Annotated in this window: 14 protein-coding genes; 3 read left to right on the top strand and 11 right to left on the bottom strand. The window is 41.9% G+C overall.

Annotated features, from left to right (window positions below):
* Positions 1 to 4 precede the first annotated feature (4 nt).
* The 7 genes from nagB to DMZ48_RS07990 all read right to left on the bottom strand — a co-directional run bounded on the left by nagB (position 5) and on the right by DMZ48_RS07990 (position 13,498).
* On the bottom strand, positions 5 to 1,939 hold the full coding sequence (gene nagB / locus DMZ48_RS07960; RefSeq protein ID WP_143954594.1) for a glucosamine-6-phosphate deaminase: 1,935 nt from the start codon (positions 1,937 to 1,939) through the stop codon (positions 5 to 7).
* Between the two features lie 388 nt (positions 1,940 to 2,327).
* Entirely contained in the window at positions 2,328 to 4,016 is a 1,689-nt protein-coding gene (locus DMZ48_RS07965) for a SusD/RagB family nutrient-binding outer membrane lipoprotein (RefSeq protein ID WP_143954595.1), read from the bottom strand.
* A 6-nt stretch (positions 4,017 to 4,022) separates the two neighbouring features.
* Positions 4,023 to 7,169 (bottom strand): SusC/RagA family TonB-linked outer membrane protein, encoded by a 3,147-nt coding sequence (locus DMZ48_RS07970; RefSeq protein WP_143954596.1) that lies wholly within the window; start codon positions 7,167 to 7,169, stop codon positions 4,023 to 4,025.
* A 461-nt stretch (positions 7,170 to 7,630) separates the two neighbouring features.
* The gene (locus tag DMZ48_RS07975; RefSeq protein WP_162558683.1) at positions 7,631 to 10,159 is read right to left on the bottom strand and encodes a family 20 glycosylhydrolase; all 2,529 of its coding nucleotides are present in this window, start codon (positions 10,157 to 10,159) and stop codon (positions 7,631 to 7,633) included.
* A gap of 127 nt (positions 10,160 to 10,286) precedes the next feature.
* Positions 10,287 to 11,276 (bottom strand): isoaspartyl peptidase/L-asparaginase family protein, encoded by a 990-nt coding sequence (locus tag DMZ48_RS07980; RefSeq protein ID WP_143954598.1) that lies wholly within the window; start codon positions 11,274 to 11,276, stop codon positions 10,287 to 10,289.
* 21 nt (positions 11,277 to 11,297) lie between these two features.
* Positions 11,298 to 12,407, bottom strand: a complete 1,110-nt coding sequence (locus tag DMZ48_RS07985) for a putative glycoside hydrolase (RefSeq protein ID WP_143954599.1) — start codon at positions 12,405 to 12,407, stop codon at positions 11,298 to 11,300.
* 5 nt (positions 12,408 to 12,412) lie between these two features.
* Complete coding sequence (locus DMZ48_RS07990; protein ID WP_242009152.1) at positions 12,413 to 13,498, bottom strand: carbohydrate-binding family 9-like protein; 1,086 nt, start codon at positions 13,496 to 13,498, stop codon at positions 12,413 to 12,415.
* Positions 13,499 to 13,673: 175 nt separating this feature from the next.
* Here DMZ48_RS07990 and DMZ48_RS07995 point away from each other — a divergent pair, with 175 nt between their 5' ends.
* Positions 13,674 to 14,753, top strand: a complete 1,080-nt coding sequence (locus DMZ48_RS07995; RefSeq protein ID WP_143954600.1) for a sensor histidine kinase — start codon at positions 13,674 to 13,676, stop codon at positions 14,751 to 14,753.
* The gene (locus DMZ48_RS08000) at positions 14,750 to 15,478 is read left to right on the top strand and encodes a LytR/AlgR family response regulator transcription factor (protein ID WP_143954601.1); all 729 of its coding nucleotides are present in this window, start codon (positions 14,750 to 14,752) and stop codon (positions 15,476 to 15,478) included. Before DMZ48_RS07995 ends, DMZ48_RS08000 begins: the two co-directional genes overlap by 4 nt.
* Here DMZ48_RS08000 and DMZ48_RS08005 read toward each other — a convergent pair.
* From DMZ48_RS08005 to sppA, 3 genes are all read right to left on the bottom strand, one after another.
* Positions 15,471 to 18,068, bottom strand: coding sequence for an AsmA family protein (locus tag DMZ48_RS08005; protein WP_143954602.1), 2,598 nt, complete (start codon positions 18,066 to 18,068; stop codon positions 15,471 to 15,473). The two genes, DMZ48_RS08000 and DMZ48_RS08005, sit on opposite strands and share 8 nt — an antisense overlap.
* An 87-nt stretch (positions 18,069 to 18,155) precedes the next feature.
* On the bottom strand, positions 18,156 to 18,866 hold the full coding sequence (locus DMZ48_RS08010) for a queuosine precursor transporter (RefSeq protein ID WP_143954603.1): 711 nt from the start codon (positions 18,864 to 18,866) through the stop codon (positions 18,156 to 18,158).
* Positions 18,867 to 18,869: 3 nt separating this feature from the next.
* Entirely contained in the window at positions 18,870 to 20,633 is a 1,764-nt protein-coding gene (gene sppA / locus DMZ48_RS08015) for a signal peptide peptidase SppA (protein WP_143954604.1), read from the bottom strand.
* Positions 20,634 to 20,752: 119 nt separating this feature from the next.
* Between sppA and folK the strand changes: the two genes are divergently transcribed.
* Positions 20,753 to 21,892 (top strand): 2-amino-4-hydroxy-6-hydroxymethyldihydropteridine diphosphokinase, encoded by a 1,140-nt coding sequence (gene folK / locus DMZ48_RS08020; RefSeq protein WP_143954605.1) that lies wholly within the window; start codon positions 20,753 to 20,755, stop codon positions 21,890 to 21,892.
* Positions 21,893 to 22,075: 183 nt separating this feature from the next.
* Here folK and DMZ48_RS08025 read toward each other — a convergent pair whose 3' ends face one another.
* Positions 22,076 to 22,807: a tyrosine-protein phosphatase gene (locus DMZ48_RS08025; RefSeq protein WP_143954606.1), complete on the bottom strand. Its 732-nt coding sequence runs from the start codon at positions 22,805 to 22,807 to the stop codon at positions 22,076 to 22,078.
* Positions 22,808 to 22,916: the final 109 nt, after the last annotated feature.

Below are 22,916 nucleotides of genomic sequence, written 5' to 3' on the forward strand. Positions count from 1 at the left end.
TTTTTTAGTAAAAATAGCGTTTAAATGCTTCGATCGCTGCATAATCTGCTAATCCAAGCTTATGATATCTCGATGCGGTCTCTTTATTCCTTTCTTCAGCTCTGACCCAGAACTCTCTGGAGTCATCACCCTGAAACATCACACCGTCTTTTTGCGACTGATGGAAGAATATAGCTCTTCGCTTACGCAAAACCTGATCCGGGCTCATCGGTACCGCCATTTCGATCTCATGCATATCCCATTCATGCCATGCACCGCGATACAGCCAAACCCAGCAATCTTTCATAAAATCTTCATGCTTTAAAATTTCAAGGGCTTTAAAAAGGGCATCAAGACAAACCTTATGGGTTCCATGCGGATCTGCCAGATCTCCGGCAGCATAGATCTGGTGTGGTTTGATCTCTCTAATCACGTCACACATAATAGCGACATCATCATCACTTAACGGACGTTTCTTGATGGCACCGGTCTCATAGAATGGCAGATTAAGAAAATGTGCCTGAGAATCAGGAATCCCTACATAGCGGGTTGCACCCAGCGATTCCTTTTGACGGATGAGTCCTTTCAATTGCCTTACTTCGGGAGCATCGATATTGAACTCTTCGTTATTTCTGATATGATGAATGATCTTTTTATACAATTGATCTTCGGGATCCAAAGCAGCTGCTACTTCTGCAAACTTCATCGCTTCATGGTTGGATACCGCAATATTTCCTGAGGTCTGATAAGCGATATGTACTTCATGTCCCTGCTCCACCAGTCGATCGAACGTACCTCCCATTGAGATCACATCATCATCAGGGTGCGGACTAAAAATTATCACACGTTTTTTAGCCGGGTTGGATCTTTCCGGACGTTTGGTATCATCGGAATCAGGTTTCCCTCCGGGCCAACCGGTAATGGTATGCTGCAATACATTGAACATTTTGATGTTCAGATCATAAGAAGACCCTTCCAGCGTAAGCAGACTTTCCATTCCGTTATCATTATAATCCTTATCGGTAAGTCTTAGAATCGATTTTCCGGTATGATTACAAAGCCATACCACCGATTTTCTGGTAAGCTCTGAAGTCCATTCACAAGGTCCTACCAACCATGGAGTTTTGATTCGTGTCAATTCGGAAGCAGCACCTGAATCCATCACGAAAGTAGTATTATGATGTTCCTGCAAATACGTTGCCGGTACTTTTGAAGAAATTTCACCTTCAACCGCTTCCTTAACGATCTCGGCCTTATTCTGACCCCAGGCGAGTAAGACCACTCGTTTAGCATCCATAACCGTTCTGATTCCCATCGTGATCGCCTTCTTTGGTACATTTTCCAACCCGAGGAAAGCCGTGGATGCATCACTACGGGTCAGATGGTCCAGTGTTATCAGACGAGTTCTGGAGTTATAATGGGATCCCGGTTCATTAAAACCGATATGTCCCGTACGACCGATTCCCAATAATTGAAAATCGAGTCCGCCGAAACTCTTTATTTTCTTTTCATAGTTTACACAGAAATCCAGGATATCATCAGGATCAAGATCACCCTTGGGAATATTGATGTTTTTTTCGGGGATATCGATATGATTGAATAGATATTCATGCATGAAGTAATAATAACTCTGTGCATTCTGTTTAGTCATCGGATAGTATTCATCCAGATTAAAGGTCACGACATTCTTAAAGCTCAACCCCTCTTCCTTATGGAGGCGGATCAATTCTTCATAGACCTTGATCGGAGAAGAACCTGTCGCAAGTCCGAGCACGCAGGTTTCGTTTCTGGCCTGTTTACTACGGATAAGATCGCCTATTTCCCGGGCGACAATTGCGGATGCATTATCGGAATCGTCGTAAACTACATTATGAATCTTTTCAAAACGGGTATTTTCGTAGATCCCGGCTTCCTTGTAGCTAATATCGGTCAGGTTACACAATTGTTCTTCTGCAATCATGATATTGTTATTTAATTGATTAATCTATGTTTATGATTTCACACGATCTCTCAATTGTTGCGCGGGTTTGAAAACCGAGAATAAGTTAAGAATTTTTCGCCGATTCCCGTGTATTCTATACGATTTAGGTTTAAAAAAAGCAAAGGCAGTTCACCTTTGCTTTCTCTATAGGACTATTAATTCCTCACCTCAACAATCAATTTTTCAATGTAAAATACTATGGCGTTACTTATTGCTAATTTGCAAATTTCAGCAGGGTATATTTAATTATTTCGACTAATAACATCGCTAAAAAGCTTAATAACGAAAAAGGAGAGGGTTGTCCCTCTCCTTTTATTAAACTAACTAGAAAACAAAATCAAATTATGGTAAAATCTGACTTCATTAATTATTTGGCCCACCATAATTTAGTAGCCTGAGTATCCGCTCCCTGAGCACTCACGGCATCTGCATAGTTGGCGCCATTTCCTGTCTGAACACTGGTTCCATAGCGCATACGTTGTGGGTATGCACCATTAAGAGTACCTGGTTCAAAGATCATATTATCAGAAACTCCTGCAGCCAGATTCGAAGGATATCCTGTATCCCGAACCACCGCCCAAGCTTCAAAACCATCGGTATAATCTGCAAGCCATCTCTGAATGGCGATCTTCTCGAGTTTCTCATCGGTAGATCCTGCAGTAATATCAGCAAGAGCAGCGCTTGCGATATAAGTGTCGATATCTCCTTGTCCGATCTCCCAAACCTTCATCGCTTCGGCGATACCTTTTTCCATCATCTCCTGTGCATTATCAGCACCTAACCCCATAACGGCAGCCTCTGCTCTCAGGAAATAGGCCTCCGCACTGGTCATTACGATCTCTTCGTACATAGGACCTGCGAGTTTTGCCTGAGTAACCTTATCGTTCGGAGTACTGAACATGGAAAAGTTCGCGTAAGACATAGTTTGAGAATTCAATCGGGTTGGCTGTCCGATATATTGTCCCGGATCAAGGACTATAGTCACCTCATCAGCAGTACCGGAAGTACTATAACTTGCTCCCTGTTCATCCAGCGTGTTGAGAATAAAGTCAACGCGAGCCTGAAAATTATCAGCCGCCTCTCCGGATGCAGGCTTCGTATAGGTAATAGTTCCTCCATCAGCAGGTTTCGCATAGGCTGCAAGACGAGGATCGTTATTATCTCTCAGATAATTGATAAGCGTTTCACCCATGGTCCATTTCGAACCAAGTCCGCCGAAATTATGCCAAACATCACCATAACAAGCACTGGTCCATTGAGATATCTCAGTATCCTTATCCATCAGGACACTTCCGGTTGACTCATCCAGCAAGTCACCAGCAAGTGCTTCGGAAATAGCCGTAGCTGCGAATCCTGCATCTGAAGCTCCGTAAGCTCTCAATCCCATTCTGAGTTTCAACGTATTCGCCAAACGTTTCCATTTCTGAAGATCTCCTCCACAATACACATCATTCTCACCGATATCATCGATACCTCCACCGGTTCTTTCTGTATCGCCAATGATCTGCATTGCCTGATCGAGGTTTGCGATCACACTGGTGTAAATATCCTTTTGGGAATCGAATTTAGGTGTTACAATGCCTTCAACTCCAGCTTCACTAAATGGCACCATCCCGAATACATCGGTATACATCTGGTAATACAGTGATTTGGTAATTAATCCAACTGCATACATATACTGGTTTTCAAACTCCCCACCAACATCCGTTAGCGTAAGGAAGTTATCGATCTTACCGAAAGCTCCGGCAAGCCAATCCCAGGTTGCATCGGTATAGGCAGCATCATATGAATATCCGAGTCCGTCACTCCACCAGGAACCATGATGTCCAAAAGTAAAGTGTCCGGCATATCTGTCTGAATGTATCAGTTGTGCTCTCCAATACGGATATCGGTCAGGTCCGAACAGCAGGAACTGTGGTTCCGTAAGGAAGTATTTTGCACTGACCTCCTCCGGTAAGAATCCGTTCGGGTCCTGGTTGATATCGTCGAATCCGGAGGTACAGGCTACCAGTCCGAAAAACGCGAGTGTTCCTAATTTATATAGCTGTCTTTTCATACTTTTTTAGAATTTAAGATTAAGGTTGAACCCGAGACTTCTTGTAGTAGGAAGGTTATTATATAACACCCCTTGTGCGAAGTTACTGGTCGAATAACTCGACTCAGGATCGAAATTATCGATCTCTTTGTAGAAGAAGAACAGGTTTCTTCCGATAAGACTGATAGAAGCACTGTTTATAAAAGTATTATCCAACAGTTTAGAAGGGAAATTATACGTAAGCGCCACCTCTCTCATTCTCACATTGGTCTGATCATATACGTAGTTGGAAGAGATTCCACTTACCGACCCCCAATATTGCTGAGCGGTGATATTGCTGGTATTTGCAACATATCCTCCAGCACCATCTTCGATAAATCCATCAACTACTACACCATCTTCGCGATATTCAAGTGTTCTTGTAGATACACCTGCGCCATCAAGTGAAGCATCGGTTCCCGAATAAATTTCTCCACCCAGTCTGAAATCCACAAGGAATCTCAATCCAAGGTTTCCAAACTTGAGGTTATTGGTCAGACCTCCGGTCATATCCGGCTGATAATTTCCAAGTTTTACAAGTTCATCAGTTCCCTGAGGCCTTCCATTTGCATCAAGCAACAAAGCTCCCGCATTTGGTCCTTCAGGCACACGCTTATAATCTCTACCCCAGATCTCGCCGAATTCACCACCAACGGTAGCCTGAACTGCGATATTTCCTCCATTACTTGATGAGAAGGTAAAACTTTCCAGATCATCGATAAGTTCTTCCAGTTTGTTAGTGTTCTTAGCGATGTTTGCAGAAACTTCCCATTCGAATTTATCCGTTTTGACCGGTGTACCTCCGATGAGCAATTCAAAACCTTTGTTGGTCATTCTACCCACATTCTCTCTAAAGAAATTATACCCGGTTGATTCCGGAACCGGTACATCGAAAATCAGATCTTCCGATTCAATACTATAGTAAGAAGCATCGAAGAAAAGTCTGTCCTGAAGCATACGGAACTCTACACCAAATTCAAGTGAAGTAACTGATTCCGGTTTAAGATCTTCATTAGCCTTTACAGATCTTCTTCCGATCTGCGTAAGCCCTAGATATCCGTTTGAAGCCAGTTCAAAAGTATCGTATAACTGGTATACGCCGGTATCATTACCTACCTGAGCCCAGCTCGCTCTTAATTTAAGGAAGTTAAACAATCCATCCTGAAAATCAAAGGCAGTAGATGGAATAAAACTCACACTTGCAGATGGATAGAAGTAGGAACGATTATCCGGTGAAAGTGTAGAAGACCAGTCATTTCTTCCGGTAAAGTCCAGATACAGGTAATTATCATAGGCAAATGAAAAGGCTCCGTAAAGAGAGTTCACCTTTTTCTCCTGTAGCGGAGTATAGGTCTGCATCGGATCAACCAGGTTCGATACCGTTACCCGTGTAGGGATCTTAAATCCTCTACCATTGATTCCGATTTGTTTATACGTACGATAGGAATGATTTCCACCAAAACTCGCATTAAGATTAAGTTTTTCTGTAATGTTCTTATTTGCGGTTAAAAGGAAATCAACGTTAGTCTCACCAAAAGTATTCTCGGTGATACTCAATGCTCCCTGTGGCTGATAGTGATGGCCATATTGATTTGCAGAATACGTGTCATGCTTCACCTGGTCAGTACCTACTCGAACGAAGGCAGACAACCAGTCGGTAAATGCATAATCAACCTTGGCAAAACCATTAACTCTGTGACGTGAATCTTCGTTCACATCATGTAATTGCATCCAATACGGGTTACCACCTGTTGAATTCCAACTGATGGAAGCATAAGGATTGTCAGGATTAACAGGATTCTCAAGATCCTGATAACGCTTAAGGTCATCTAACATCACATTTCTTGGCATTGTATACACCCATGCCAAAACTCCTTCAGTACCCTGAAGTGCTCTGTTAGTAGCATCCTGAGTAAAATAGGTAACTTTTGCATCAAGAGTCAGCTTATCTGTTAGTTTAGAATAGCCTCTCAGGTTAAAGTTATGTCGTTTGATATCTGAATTAGGAAGTATAGAACTCGCATCTGTATTCGTATAGGAAAACAATACATTCGATTTCTCATCACCTCCCGTAAGGGTGATCGCATTGGTAAAAGTGGTTCCTGTCTTAAAGAAATCTTTTACGTTATCCGGCTGTGCAACATAAGGTCTGTTCTCACCGGTATAATAGAACTGTGAAGATCCGTCAAAAGCAGGACCCCATGAATTTGCAGACTTAACCGCATTAACCTGCTCTTCAAATGAACCAGCTGTAGGTATCTGAGGAAAGTTACCTTCACTACCTCTTCCGTATTCATTCTGATATTCCGGAAGCAGCAATGGATTTTCAAAAGTAGCCGATGAGGAGATCGCTACTCCTAATCCTCTGCCTGAAGTACCCTTCTTGGTAGTGATAAGAATCACCCCGTTACTCGCACGTGAACCATAAAGCGCTGCTGCGTTAGGCCCTTTAAGAACGGTCATTGTTTCTATATCTTCAGGGTTGATATCGGAAATACCGGTACCATAATCTGCACGGCTATATTCCGAAGTGCTGCTACCAGCAGCAGAACCTACCCCTGAGTTATCGATCGGAATTCCATCTACCACATATAATGGCTGGTTATTCCCAGTGATAGAGTTATTACCCCTGATCACAACTCTGGAACCTCCACCGGGTCCTGATGTTGATTGCGTAATTACCACACCGGCAACCTTACCGGAGAGGGAATTAACAACGTTAGGATCCTTAGTGGTGTTCAGATCTTCATTATTAAGTTCGGTCACTGCGTAACCCAGTGCCTTTTTCTCCCTCGAAACCCCGAGGGCTGTTACAACAACTTCTCCCAGTTGCTCCGCATCCTCGGTCAAAGACACATTGATCACCGACTGACTTCCTACGGTAACGGACTTATCTGCGAATCCCAGATAAGAGAATTCCAAAACAGCATCTCCGGAAACCTCGATGGAGTACTTTCCGTCAAAATCAGTGGTAGCCCCCACGGTGGTGCCCTGAACTACAACGCTCACTCCGGGGAGTGGCATTCCGTCACCTGCCGAGGTAACAGTCCCCGACACCGTACGGTTTTGCGCGAATACTGCCGTTGAAAGCAAAGCAAACGCACATAGTAAAAAAGATTGTAAATTCTTACACATACATTTTTGAATTTAAGTTAGCTTAGTTAATATTCGTTTTCCGAATTAATTCATTGATTAAATGTTGCAATAATGTTAAGTCTTTGAAAAGTTTTTCGACCAACAACGGCAATGAAACTCCAAATAACTTTACGCAAACGTTATAGTATTTTCTAAAATTATCTTAAAAAATGGTCTGAACCGATGAAAACGCAAGGTCTCACACGTCACCACACCCCCGAAATACCCTTAAAAACAAAGAATTACGGAGCCAAACATCAAATCCCGGAACTTTCAATACAAAATCAGGAGTTCACCAAATCAGAATTTCTCCGAACGACATATTTCGAGCGATGAATGCAACTAAAGAATCACGCTGTATTCAGACACAAAAAATCCCGCTCTCAAAAGAAAACAGGATCTTGAATACTTGTAAATTTAACAATGGTAAGAAACCGGAGACACCCCTTTTCAGGGATCTTTTAATTTAAAAATCTCCTGGTTTTATCAGGTGAGATTGACAATCCTCCCCTGCCTTCCTGATTGAATGCCCTGATAATAACTTCATCGGATACAGGCACAGGACCTGAATAGACCTTACTGGACGCATCCGGTAAACTTCCATCAGTTGTATAGCGAATTATCAGTCCGGGAATATCGATATTTGCAAACAGCGTATCATTAACAACCTTTGCTCCCGGTATCGGTATACGATAATGATATCCACCGTTTATCGTATCAAGTCCCGGAAGTTCACGTAATCCAAGTCGATTAACATATTCATTCCAGGCCGCCTCATAGGTATCTGTGCCACTATTCCATTCAGGTGCTTCACTCCAGGCGCGTTCTGCAAGACCCACTAATTTTGGAACCATCATATATTCCATTCGTTCGGGAGACTTTACGGTTTCTGCCCAAAGTTGACCTTGAATTCCCATAATATTATTTTTACCAGATGCAGTAAGGCGTTCTTTATTCACGAGTTCGGAAGCTGGTATCGGCCTTCCGTTCACGTCCTCCTTCAGATCGTCATAGATATCAAAGGGTTTAAAACGAAAAGGTTCCTCCTCCGAGACAAAACCGCCCCAGTAAAAACCTGGCTCTCTGGAATCTTTACTATATGCCATATCAAAGTATAGATGGGTCACATTGCTCATAACCACCTTGTACCCTGCATTGGCAAGCTTATAGGCTAACTCTTCACCGCCACCACCATAGATACTGTTCCAGGCATACAACCTCAGATCATCTTTAACAAATTCGGTATTCACTATTTTTAACTCTCGTCCATCAGGAAGTTCCTCTATCGTGAGCCCGACCTCTTCCCATCCGGCAGCATGAAGTCCTCGTTCTTTTAAAATTTCTGAAAACCTGCGAAGGAAATAAATCTTCACCTGTTCCCTTGAAAAATGACCACCTTCATCTAATGCCGCACATTTTTCTGACGCTTCCCAAACACCAAACGGAACTTCATCTCCCCCTGTATGCACCGTATTTAGTGGAAGTCCGGCAATTTCATGCATGTTTTTCAATTCATCAACAACCTTTGCCAGAAAGGTATAAGTGCTCTCGACACACGGACTTACCACATTGTCGTGGTAATTCTGAACCGACCTGTATACAGAATGATCTTCCGGATCATGTAAAAGGTATTCCTTAGCTTTGAGTGTATCTCCTTTCGAAAGGTAATAATTCTCACGGGCTTTCATGGCAACGATCGCTGCTCTTGCATGACCCGGCATATCGATCTCCGGAATCACCTCTATTTTACGCTCCCGAGCATAGCGGAGAATCTCTATATAATCTTCCTTGGAATAAAACCCACTTCCGGATTCGCTTTCAGCTGAACCATATTGATGATGCAATCCATCAAGTTCATTCCGTGTATGAATGCGTTTCCCTCCGACAGCAGTAAGTTCCGGAAGGCCACTAATCTCAACCCTCCATCCCTCATCATCCGTCAAATGGAAATGAAACTTATTCAGCTTGTAGCGTGCCATCACATCCAGCAATTTCATCACGGCTTCCTTAGACTGGAAATTACGTGCTACATCAAGGTGTAATCCACGATATGAAAATCTGGGCATATCAATGATATCCACCCCCTCTGCCGTAGCCATTCCTCTGTTGAATTTCAACACCGACAATAAGGATTGTAACCCGTAAAAAGCACCTTTCCCGGTGACTGCTGTTAATCGAATTCCATCTTCTCCTGTATGTAACGTATAAGATTCACCGACACCAGGAGATGAAGATATATTCTCACTTAACCCCAGAAAGATATCTGCTAAATCCGCAGAGTCTGCAAAAGCTACCTTGATTGAATCTCTGTAGACCGATTCGATTTGTTCTTTAAGGAATAATATTTCCTCTTTGAATTCCGGCGCCGAAAAAAGTTTTAAGGAACCCTGCCTTTGAAAAAACTGACCGTTTCTTTTCTCAGAAAATGGTTTAGGCGTCACCAGACCGATCTCAGATTCCTTCAATCTATGTACCCGGGTATTCTTTTGATAGATGGATTCTGCAGTTGGAACCTCCGTAAAATCTTTTGCATTACGTTTCATCATTTCAAGATTCGTAGCCACCCTGACCGAAACTTCCGGAGTCAAAGGATGTGCATCATCTCTATCGAGTATGAAGTAGAATCCTGAAGGAGCATCGGTATCCTTGATCACCCAGCTAGCTGCAACCACAGGAATCTTCAAAGTATCACCGGGAGCAATTGGAGTATACGTGTCTGCAGGACTGATCCTATAAAAATCACCGGCAACATTCTGGATGGTGACACTTCCTGACATAGCGGTCGTATCTATAAATCGACATGCTGAATAATTCAAAAACAACTCCCAATTATCCCGGAGTGGTTCATCATTGCGATTTATTACATCCAGCCTCGCCTGAAATGCATTTTTATCATTCAGGTTATTGGCCAAAAGTTGCCAGCTGACCTCCAGGTCAGACTGCCTTCCCTCTTCCTTCGGTTTGCAACAAACCGAAAGTAGAAGAACCATACAAATAATTGAAAATCTGAGTCTCATTCTAAGTTTTCTTATCTAAAAAACAGGCATAAAAGTCCTGTATCCTTCTCCAATGGGAAAAGGATCTGTTACAAAATCCTCAATAAAAGATTATAAATCTTTACTGCATCTTGAAACCGGCATCGATCAGACGATTTCCTTCTGTTTCGTTACAAACCGCATAATTAAATCCAGGTCTCAGACAATAGCTGCCTGTTTCTCCGGATTTACTAAGTGCGATAAAGCCAACCTGCAAATACTCAAGATCCGGCAGGTCTTTATAAATATTATGGATCCGTTCAACGATTTCCTCACAAGCTTCCTGTGGAGATTTTCCCTGACGCATCAATTCTACCACCATTGCACTTCCGGCTGTTTTTATAATCGCTTCTCCCAAGCCTGTTGCTGCAGCACCCCCTACTTCATTGTCTACAAACAATCCCGCACCGATCAAAGGTGAATCTCCCACTCTACCATGCATTTTCCAGGCAGCACCTGAAGTTGTACAAGCTCCTGACAAATTACCCTCCGCATCCAGTGCCAGCATACTGATCGTATCGTGATTTTCAATATTGATCACGGGTTTATAATCTGCGGTCTCCAGCCATTTCTTATAGGCCTTTTCGGCTTCCGGCGTTAAAAGGTTCTGAGCTTCAAAACCTGAATTCAAGGCAAACTCGCGAGCACCTTCTCCAACAAGCATAACATGTGGTGTATCTTCCATGACCTTTCGAGCTACTGAAACAGGGTGCATGATATCTTGTAGAAAAGCCACTGATCCGGCATTACTTTTATGATCCATTATACAGGCATCAAGAGTCACGACCCCATCACGATCCGGAAAACCTCCATATCCCACACTCGACACCTTGGGGTCGGCTTCGGTTATACGCACTCCGGCTTCAACTGCATCCAGAGCACTCTTTCCTTCTCCCATCACTTTCCATGCTTCCTCATTGGCCGCCAGTCCATGATTCCAGGTGGAGATTAATACATTCGCTCCTCTTTTTACATTTACCGGTACCCCGACTCCATTGTCAGCACATGCCTGTAAACTACCAAGAGCAAGGGTTCCCCACGCTGTGTTCTTTATAAATTTCCTTCTTTCCATAACAATGTTTTTTTTGAAGTTTTAAAGCTCCATATTTTTTATCACTTCAAGATGCTCCGGTTTTAATGCGCCTCCGTCAAAGAAAGAAACCCCTTTAGCACCATTGTTTTTTGCTTCTAAAATAGCCTGCTTTAATTCTTCAGGTGTTAGCGAAGGTACAAAAACACCGGTATGCAATTCCGTATCCTTATCTTTAAGATCCGTCACTCCCTGCTTTGTAGCATAACCGATCCAATCGATCTCTTCGTTATAGAAATTATGATAGATCATCGGTAATACCATATCGATATCCCATTTATCCCAACGTTGTCTTACCATGTGATCGGCCATTTCCGGATAAGGAAATACTGCTGCTGAAAGTTGCTTCCCATTCTCATGTACGATCTTATAAGCATCATTAACGACCGCTCTGATCTGATTCAGACGGAACTGTTTCCATTCAATATCCAATTCAGGATGCTCCATTTCTCTTGGATTCTTATGATGTAATTTCTCGAAGGTATCCACACAAACATCACAATAACAAAAATCGAACTCAGGAAGTTCAACATTCTGTTCCAGATCATACTTCGGAAGTAGACCAATCGGAAGGAATATATCACAAAAACGAATGTAATCGAGATGAACCGTACTGATCCCTTCAACTTTCGACAAACCTTCAACAAGAGAAAGCACATGTTCTCTGGACTCTTTTCGGGTAGGACATAGCCACTGATAATAATCTACATAAGGCCTTGTATCAAAACATGATTTCCCGTCTCTGCTTACAGTATACCAATCTGGATGCTGTAAAGCAACAGAATCCCCAGGCCTGTTCATCGCCATGATCCATGCATGCACCTCCAATCCTTCCGCTTTCGCAAGAGGTGTTATGTGAGCCAGCAATTCCGGATCGGTATTCGTATTGATCAACACCGCTTCGATCCCACTGGCTGCATATTTCTTAAACTCCGCAGTATAGTCCTCATCGGTCTTTTCCTTGTTAGCTCCGGTCCATACCCAAAATTTAAAGGAGTCATTCTCTTCAACAGAAATGTCTTCTGCCATCGATGGTTCTGAGGTTTCCTGATTCTGTTTACATGCCACTGTCATCAACGACACCAGTACTAGTAGTTTGAGGTAATTCTTCATATTATTCATTTGTTTTCGGTATACTTTCCATCCTGATCGATGATCATAGTCTTTTGTGAGAACGGACTTTCGACCCACAGGTACCAGCCCGCTTTATGATCCACTACATGAGCCTGCATAGTTTTTCCTTCTATTGCTATGGTTTCAGGAGTCTCCTGCTGCTTTCCACGATGTAAGCGATGTTGCTTTCTCCATAGTTCATAGAGTTTCCGTTTGAGCACTTCATCAACGTCGGGAGTCACATCCTTATCATTTTCCGGATTTTCCGAAAAATAAACATACCCCCAATGCTCAGGTTCATGCATATTGATCACTCCCTGAGGTGACCAGACCCAGTTATATTCGCGAAGATACTTCCCGTTTTCATCCTTCTTACGGCTATATTTTTTACCATCGATCTCATGATCCCAGTTGACTCTGGAAAAATTGATCCGGTAAAATCGATCAACCGGAATCTTACCGGTGGGATCCGATTCCAGAAGGGCACTCCATGGCATCGCAACTTCAAGAGTCCAGCCTTTATCCACATCGCCCGGATCATTGATCGTACCTTGCACCGATACTGCGGTTTTCAAACCTTTTATGTCCCAGTTATCGATAATGGGTCCGCCGGCCCGATAAGGTTTTACGAGCCACAGATCCCACACCGTATTCAGTGCGTTCATTTCGAACTCCATATAATTATGGGTGTCGCCATCCGGATCGATGAAAATTTCAAAATCATTATTGTAAAAGATGATGGTGTCTCGCTGATGTAACGTACCCCACACATGTGGTTCCTGAAGTTCGGCATAGAAATACAGATACTGATCATCCCAGGCCATCTTCATACGAGTTTGATATCGGGGAACCTTATCTCCTTCGATATCCGTAAAATCCTTTGTAAAAGGTATAGCATCCCACAAATGCTCCGCCTCACCATCGATCTCCACAGGAACACTTAGTTTTGGAGCTATATAAACCTCCGGCATCTGCTGGGCACATAGTTGTAATGTGCCCATGAAGAGCACTAAAAAAACGGCGGTCGTCATGGCAGATCCGATCGGCATACAACCGGGATTAAAACTTACTATTCTCAACAATTTATTCATTCCTACATTTTTCCTGATACGAGACATCGCGGTTCGCATGTCAGAAATAATATTTGTCAATTTGAAATAAATATTCATATTTTTAGGCAATTCATTAATAATTTTTAGACCAACAACAGCTGTGAAAAGCTAAACACCAAAGCTAACCTCACCGCTAAATTAACCAACCACGCTAATGAATTTGTTTGGAAATTCCCTAAAGTACCAGGTGGGCGGAATTTACCGCATCCATTTCTGGCACCACTTTTTGATGTGGTTGATCTATTTTATTTTCAATACGCTAAGATGGGGAAATTACTATCAGGATTACGTGTATTCTCTGAAAAGTAACCTTGTCGGATTCCCGATACATATCATCCTTAGCTATTATACGATCTATTTCCTGATGCCGCGTTTTGTATATAAGCGCAAGTTTATAACTTTCAGTGTTTTACTGATAGCAGGAATCTTTACCATGGTCTATATAAAATACCTGCTTACCTATGCCCTTATCAATCACAATGTATGGCCTGAAGGCCCGGGTGTCACCTCGACCCTAACCCCAAATTATCTCGTAACCATGATGCTGGGTGAGATCTATGTAGTTTCCTTCGTAACTGCCATAAAGATCACTATTGACTGGGCAAGGGAAAATAAAAGAGCCAGCTTACTGGAAAAGACGCAAATGGAGACAGAACTCCGCTTTCTTAGAACACAGGTATCACCTCATTTTTTCTTTAATACGCTCAACAACATTTATTCACTGAGTATAGAAAAGTCTGATAAGGCTCCGGAAACCATTTTAAAACTATCAGAGCTGATGCGCTATCTGCTATACGAGACAAAAGACCGTTATCAAAGTCTGATTCAGGAGATCATGTGCATTCAGAACTACCTCGATCTGCAACGGATCAGATATGGCGAAATGGTAACCATAAACATGAACATAACCGGTGATATTGAAGACCGTACCGTTCCTCCCATGTTACTCATAACCTTTATAGAGAACTGTTTTAAGCATGGAGCAGACAAAAGCTTGGGAAGGATCTTCATCGACATCGATTTCATCATCGATGGAGACTACCTGCATTTCAGAGTTTCCAACACCATGCCACAGGAAACCAACAGTAAACACCGTGTCAATAATTCGGGGGGTATCGGTATAGAAAATGCAAGGAAAAGACTGGCATTGGGCTACAAACCCGAAGAATACGAATTAAAAAATTACATCGATAACAACAGGTATATCGTGGAACTTAAACTCAAAATAACATGAAACTAAAGTGCATAATTGTAGATGATGAGCCATTAGCGGTAAATGTGATAAAAAAATACGTATCGGAACTCGGAAAACTTGAGTTAGTCGAAACGTTTAACAGCGCGGTAGCCTGTATAAAGTTCCTGGAAGAGAACCATGTTGACATCATTTTTCTGGATATCAATATGCCATTACTCGACGGACTCAACTTCGTTCAAAGTCTGAATCCGGCAGAACGCCCAATGATTATTCTGACAACTGCTCATGTTGAATATGCCATCAAAGGCTACGAACTCGATGTACTCGATTACCTGGTCAAACCCATACCCTTCCACCGTTTCGTCATGGCAGTAAACAAAGCCTTCAAACTTGTGGATAATAAAGGGTTAAAGGAAGAAACATCAGACAAAGATTTCCTTTTCATCAAGGTGGATAAGAAAAAATTGCAAAAGATCTATTTCAGTGAAATCTCTGTGATCGAAAGCCTTAAAGATTACATAAAGATTATAACAGACAAAGGAAAGTTCATCGTACATCAGACTTTGAGCAGTTTTACCGACGAACTTCCTTCCGATAAATTTTTAAGAATCCACCGTTCTTATACGATCTCGATCGACAAGGTCGAAATGATAGAAGGCAACAGTCTTGGCATTAATGGTATGCGGTATACCATCGGAAGAAGTTACCTCAACGATGTCAAGAAAACAATTCTCGACACCGAGATCAACGAAAACTTTAATTAACGGTATCCTTTTTCTTTTTAAAGAGATTTCCCAATACATCCTTTGCTACCTTCTCCACGGAAGATTTTTCTGTGGTTTCGGTTTTGGTCGTATCAGAATCTTTCGATCCTGACTTTATCAGATCATTTAAAGCTTTATTCACTTCCTCTTTACCTTTTGAAACCAGCTGATCCTTCTGTTGGCTTACGAGTTCCTGGCTCAGTTTTGTAACCGTAGATTCCATATCGGTACTGATCTGAGGCGACTTCATGGTTCCTCCGATTACCGCGGTAACCGGTACAGTAATATCCTTACCACTATCTCCCAGATTACTCAAAAGTTTCTGAACATCATTCCCCAGATAGGATGCCGGCACATCAAATACGGCGTTATAATGCAAGGAGCCATCAAAGCCGTGATCTCCTGCGATAGTTACGCTTACATCTTTATTCTTAACTGTGAAAGGTGCTATCTTAACTCTTCCGTTCTCAAAACTAAAGTTCGTTTTGATCGTTCTGTTCAACCATTGATTCAAATCAACAAAAGCCACTTTACTATCGAAAGTCGACAACAGGTTAGATTGCCCTCCTTCAATACCTTTCGCATTAACTTCTGCATCTGCCTTTCCAGAAATTCCCGACAATATCGGTGTAAGTGCTTCACTTAACTGACCTGACAGACGAATCGTTGAGTTCAGATCTCCCTTAATCGATCCGAAAACCGGCGCCAGTGCATTCAAAAGATCCATAGAGGCGAATGACTGCGCAATATCGAAAGAGGAAATATTCAATCCGAGATCAAAGTCCGGCGTATCCGCCTTCGTCGACACATTACCCTCCAGATTTATTTTTCCGTTAAAGACGTTCGCTTCAAATTTTTCCAGTTTTACAGTTTCGTCAGCAACCTTCAACGAAGTATTTACCTGCTGCAAAACGATATTATCATAATGTAATTTCCCAACCTTTCCATTGAGATTCAGGTCCAGAAAAGCAGGGATTTTAAAGCTATTATCGCCGGTTTCAGCAACAGTAGAATCTGTCACAGATTCTTCACTGGTCATCAGGTCGGCCAGATATACTTCATTCGACGAAAGATTGAATTCGCCCTTCAATTGCTGGTCACTCAGAAAAGCTTGCAAGTAATCCTGGAATACACCATTTCCTTCCAAATCTGTCTTTCCGGTCTTCAGACTCAGATCGTTCACGCGCAATTCACGCTGATCGAACACTACATTTCCCTGCTCCAGATTTACAGGTTCTGGCATCATGGCTGATGAGAAAGACACCCCGTTGAACTGCATAGAACCGGACGTCTTTGTATCTGCATACCTTCCTTCTTCGATCGCTTTTGAATCGAAAGCCGTACGCACATCCATATTGATCCTTCCTTCCAGTCCGGACACCATTTCTGCAGGTACCGCATCAGAAACATTTTTAAGATTCAGCGCTCCTTTCAAAAGTGCATCCACTTTGGTATTCCCCATTAATTCTGCAACCGATGCTCTGGCACCAAATTCATCTCCTGCAATCTTAAAATGAAGGGTATCGAGATCTACTCTTGTATCTTCAGTAATACCTGAATCATTATAAATTCGCGTTCTGAATGTGATATCCTCCACGGTCTTTGGAAGGTCGGGATATTTAAAAGAGGCTTGTTCAGAGGCCAATAACACTTCGAAATGCGGTATTGTTTTTTCCGTCACTTTACCTTTCACTTCCCCTTTTACGCTAAGTTCACCGGTCGTTTTAACTCCCTCGATATTTCCGGAATATTTCTCCGGGATCAATGCGAGGAAATTTCGAAAATCTGAATCAGGTGTACTGAAAGTAAGTTGTACATCCTGCCCTTCCTCAAGCATTTGCACATAACCGTCAAAAATGAGCGGCAACTGATTTATTGTCGCTGTATTTTCCTGAAAGATATATTTCTGTGTAGCCAGATCAATTCCCAGATCGGCATCGAGGGAAATTGAATTCCGGTTCAGATATACGGTACTATCCATAATGACCGACACCAATGTATTGGATTCCGTACGTAGGGTTGATTGCTGAAGTGAAAGATCCCCTTCCCCTTTATGATTGAAAGCTTCCAGAAGTAATTCAATTCCTGAAGAATCATCCTTATAGCGTATACGACTGTCTTTGATACTATAGGATTTCAGGTCGAGTTTAAAGTTGCTATCTGAGGATTCGGATTCCACGGCAGCAGTATCAGTATCCAGTGCTATATCATAGTTTGTCTTTCCTTCGCCATTTACCAGAACATTGACAGAAGCTTTATCCACTGAAATGGTATTCACGGTTATTGCGTCACCTCCAAAGAGTGTGCCTACAGGAAGCGAAAGATGTAGATTATCTGCATAGAAAAGGGTATCTCCTTCAAACGGAGCATTGTTGACCAAAGCGACTTTGTCCATATCCAGGCCAATATTCGGAAAGCTACTCAAAAAACTCAGATCAGCATTTTCAAAATCAAACTTAGCATTGATATTCTTATTGACAAGCTTCCTGATCTGTTCAACAATAGTCCCCTCAAAAAAGATCGGTAGCACCAGTATCAAAACGAGGAAAAATGCTATGATACCTAGGAATATTTTAAGAAATTTCTTCATATCAATTTGGGCAAATGGTTAAGTTTAAACACATGAAATTAAGATTTTAAAAGGCAGATTTTGTTATTATAGCGTTAAAATCGACGATCAGATATCCAAACGGATCTCTTCGCCTTGTTCCAATCCAAAATATCTACGCATGATATAAACGGAAATATACAGAAACGGGGTATCCAGTACGGCGATCATCAACTTAAAGGCAAATCCGCTGACCACCAAACCGAAGAACATCGACCAGGGAAGTACCTCAAAGATGCAGAGTAAAAGCACCACTGTAAATGTATCGATGAATTGTGAAGTGAACGTTGAAAAGTTGTTTCGCACCCATAGATATTTTCCTTTAGTAACACGCTTCCAGAAATGATAAATGCTGATATCGATATATTGAGCAAAAAGATACGCGATCATCGAAGCCAGCACGGCCACCGGGCTAAGCGCAAAAACCTTATGAAAAAGCTGATCATCCACCGGAGAATCTACAGTAGCGGGAGCATGATTCGCCACCAGAATGATCGTCATCGAGAACAAGGAAGCAAAGATCCCTGCAGTAACGACCTGATTTGCCTTTTTCTTACCGTAGATCTCTGAGATAAGGTCAGTGATCAGGAACGTTATCGGATAAGGCAGTATTCCTACTGAGATCACAAAAAGTCCTACTCCGAAGATCTTAACATCCCCGAAAGGGTGCCAGTAAAAGAACTTCTGGAATATCAGGTTTGAAACAACCAGGGAGGTTATAAACAAGGCCCCGAGATACAGATATATACGGAATGCATTTTTTTTCTGAGAAACTGTCATGAATTACTTGATATTAATCTCGAAAGGCATTCTAGCCTGAAGTCCGCGTTGAGAAACAGCCGTCTTAACCCGCTGCATTAAACCGTAGAATTCCTCTCCTAATTCTTCCTTGATAAGATCTTCCCGGCTCTCCATAAAACCAAAACCACTAAGTCCTTTCAGCAATTCCTCGAGACTGGTTTCGTAGACCGGATAATCATTAACGGTATAATCGGAAACACCAGCTTCACTGGCTGCATAGGCTATTGCATCCTTCAATCCGCCGATCTCATCGACCAGTCCATTTGCTTTAGCCTGATTTCCTGTCCAAACCCTCCCTTGGGCAATGGAATCAACAGCTGCTACCTCCATACCTCTTGCATTGGCGACCAGCGTTATAAAATCCTGATAAAATTCTTCGATCTGTTCTTTTAAAAATTCCTTGAAGGATTCATCTGCAGGTTCAAATAGGCTGTAGGCGGTTGAATTCTTATTGGTATTGACCTGTTCAGCATTGATGCCCCATTTTTCCGCCAGCTCACTAACGTTAGGTATCGTTGCGAATACCCCGATTGATCCTGTGATCGTATTTGGTTCTGCGAAGATATGCTGACCGGCTGCGGCCATATAATAACCTCCTGAAGCGGCATAGTCTCCCATCGAAACGATCAACGGTTTTTCTTTTTTGGTGATTTCCATTTCTCTCCAGATTATATCTGAGGTCAGGGCGATTCCCCCTGGCGAATTAATACGAACCACCACTGCTTTCACACGATCATCCTCTCTTGCATTTTTCAATGCCTTATGCATGATTTCCTGTCCGATATAGCTTTCACTTCCTTTCCCATAACCGATCTCTCCCTGAGCATAAACCACTGCAATACGGTTACTGCCTCCTGATCTTGCAGTTCTTGCAACCACTTCCGAATAATCCCGTATTGAGATAAAATTTAAATCTTCCGTGGACGATAAACCGACCTTTTTTCGGATCATTTCAGCATATTCATCAAAATAACCCAGGACATCCACAAAATTATTCTCCAAGGCTAACGCCGGGGTGCGGGCAGCCAGTTCATCAGCAAAACCATCAAGTTTCTCAACGCTTATTCCGCGATTTTCTGAGATATCCGTAAGATATGTACCCCAAACCGACTCAAGCAATTCGGTGATTTGTTCCCGGTTCTCCTTACTCATATTCTGGTTGAGATAAGGCTCCACGGCGCTTTTATATTTACCGTGACGAATCACTTCCATCTTAACTCCTGTCTTTTCCTGGAGGTCTTTATAAAAAAGCACTTCCGAAGAGAGTCCGCGAAAATCCATTTCCCCTTTCGGGTTCAGGAAGATCGTATCAGCCACCGATGCCAAATAATAATTTTTCTGCAAAAAGAGATCCCCATAAGCATACACGAACTTACCGGACTCCTTAAAATCACTAAGTGCATTTCGTATCGCTCTTACAGAAGCGGCACCTGTAGATAGCAATGTACTCTGAATACTGATCCCCTTGATATTAGTATCAGTTTTTGCCTTTTCAATGGCTCTGAGAATATTATTGAGTCCGTTATATCCTTCAAATTCATATTGAAGATCCGTATATCGGAATTTACCTCCATAATCATTCACAGGCATATCGAAAGCGATCTGAAGTACCGTATTTTTCGATACCGGCTTAACGGCATCGGTACTTCCCGCCAATGCAACCAGGATCAGAAGGAACATAAACATTATTCCAAATGCGATCATTGATCCCAGGATTGAGGCTAATAAATTTCTTAAGAATTTCATTCACGTAAATTTTTGTCTTATCATCAGCAATTTAAGGCATAATCCGTACACATTCCTACATACTGACAGATAACAAAGATAAACTTTTGTAGATTTCTTTTAGTTACTTTGCATCAATTATGGAAATTCAGAACAGGGCTTATATATCATTAGGGAGCAATAAGGGAAATCGCCTTGAACAATTGCAAAGCGCAACCGAAATGCTAAATGAATCGGCAGGTAAAGTGCTGGCCGTTTCTCCGATCTATCAAACGCCGCCGTGGGGATTTGACAGTGATGATTTCCTAAATGCCTGTCTTTTATTACAAACCGATTTGAGTCCGGAGGACCTGATGCTTTTATTGCTTGAAATCGAAAAAAAACTTGGCAGGGTTCGGGGGGATCAGGAAGGGTATCAGGCGAGAACCATCGATCTGGACATGTTGTTCTATAATGACCTGATCATTGACAACTCCCTGCTACAGGTACCGCATCCGGCTTTGCATAAAAGACGTTTTGTACTACAACCACTTGCAAGTATCGGGGCAGATATGATTCATCCTGTTTTACACCAAACTATGGAAGCCCTGTTAAAAGAATGTTCCGACCATAGTGAATTAAAGCTCACCCCCTACCAGCTCCTAAAGGGCAAAAGGGATTTTCGCGGAATAAATTATATAGCCATCGAAGGAAATATCGGTGCAGGGAAGACCACACTGGCCAATATGCTTTCCCAGGATTTCCAGGGAAAACTGATCCTAGAACAATTCGCAGACAATCCGTTTCTACCTAACTTTTACAAGGATCAGGACCGTTATGCATTCCCTCTGGAAATGTCATTTCTGGCAGAACGTTATCAGCAATTTACCTCTGATACTGCGAGAACGGATTTATTTTCCAATTTCATGGTGAGCGATTATGATATCAACAAATCCCTGATATTCGCCGGAGTCACCTTACAGTCGGAAGAATACCGTCTTTACAGAAGATTATTCAACATCATGTATAAAGAGGTGCTCAAACCTGACATTTATGTTTATTTATTTCAAAATACAACCAGACTGCTCGAAAACATCCGGAAACGTGGGAGAAGTTACGAACAGCAGATCGCTCCGGATTACCTGAACAAGATCAATACGGCCTATTATAATTTTATCAGATCCCAGCCCGACATGAATCCATTGATCATCGATATTTCAGATATTGACTTTGTAAAAAATTTAGAAGACTATCATTTAATTATCGATAAAATACATGATTTTCGAGATAAAAATCAATAATCCCGGTTTTTTAAGTTTTTTTTTGGTTTTTCCAATAAGGTTCTTTTAATTAGTACCAGAATAATAACAGAGAAACTAGCTAACTTTACTTAATATATTTACCCGGGATTCGATACATCGAATCCCTTTTTTTATCTCCAAATCCCGCTAATAGCAATAGCCGATCCAGTGAATTTATTTTTTTTAAAAAGTGAAGGTTTCGTTGGTTTGTGCGATCGCAACTTCCAGCGGTTTCAAAAGATTTTTTGAAAGACGGATAGAACTGATCAGTTGCAAATGTCTTGGATTATGAGCATCTGTAGCAACAAAATCTATAAGTCCGTTTTTAAGTAACTGCACAGCCTTCTGCTGTTCATATTTTCCATAATACCCCTGCAATGACAAACAATTAAGTTGAAACAGACATCCACGGTTCTTTAGTTCGATATACTCATCAAGACTATCGATATAGCCATAGCGCTCAGGATGAGCGAGCAGGGGCAGATAATCCTTGTTTCGCATTTTAAAAAGCAATTCCTCTAACCCCAATGGTTTTGCCATAAAACCGGTTTCTATCAACACGATATTATCGATATGAGGTAAAACTTTACCCGAATTAACCAGCTGCTCAAAGGCCGGATCAGTCATATGTTCAGCTGCAGGGCGTATTCTGAAAGAGCTCTTCCCTTGCATCAGATTGTTTTTCAGTTCATCATATACGGAATGGATGATTTCAGCGTTAAGATTATAGTGGTCCTCCATAATATGAGGAGTACAATAGGCAGCGGAGATTCCCATTTCTAGATAGGCATCCACCATAGCCATCGAGACCTTTGTATCTGTGGCTCCATCATCGATACCTGGCAATAAATGACAGTGGATATCAATGAAGTTATCAAAAAGGTCTGTTAGATTAAATTTGGATGAAAAAAACATATGGTTTCGTACCTATCTTATTTATTTATATCTTGGTGCCCTAAAAACCGAAATTACTGATAAAGCCCTCAAAGCTTGTAAAAATATAATTTAAAAAATTAACCTGCTA

This window comes from Robertkochia solimangrovi, from assembly GCF_007279655.1.
In the GTDB taxonomy this organism is placed as follows: domain Bacteria; phylum Bacteroidota; class Bacteroidia; order Flavobacteriales; family Flavobacteriaceae; genus Robertkochia; species Robertkochia solimangrovi.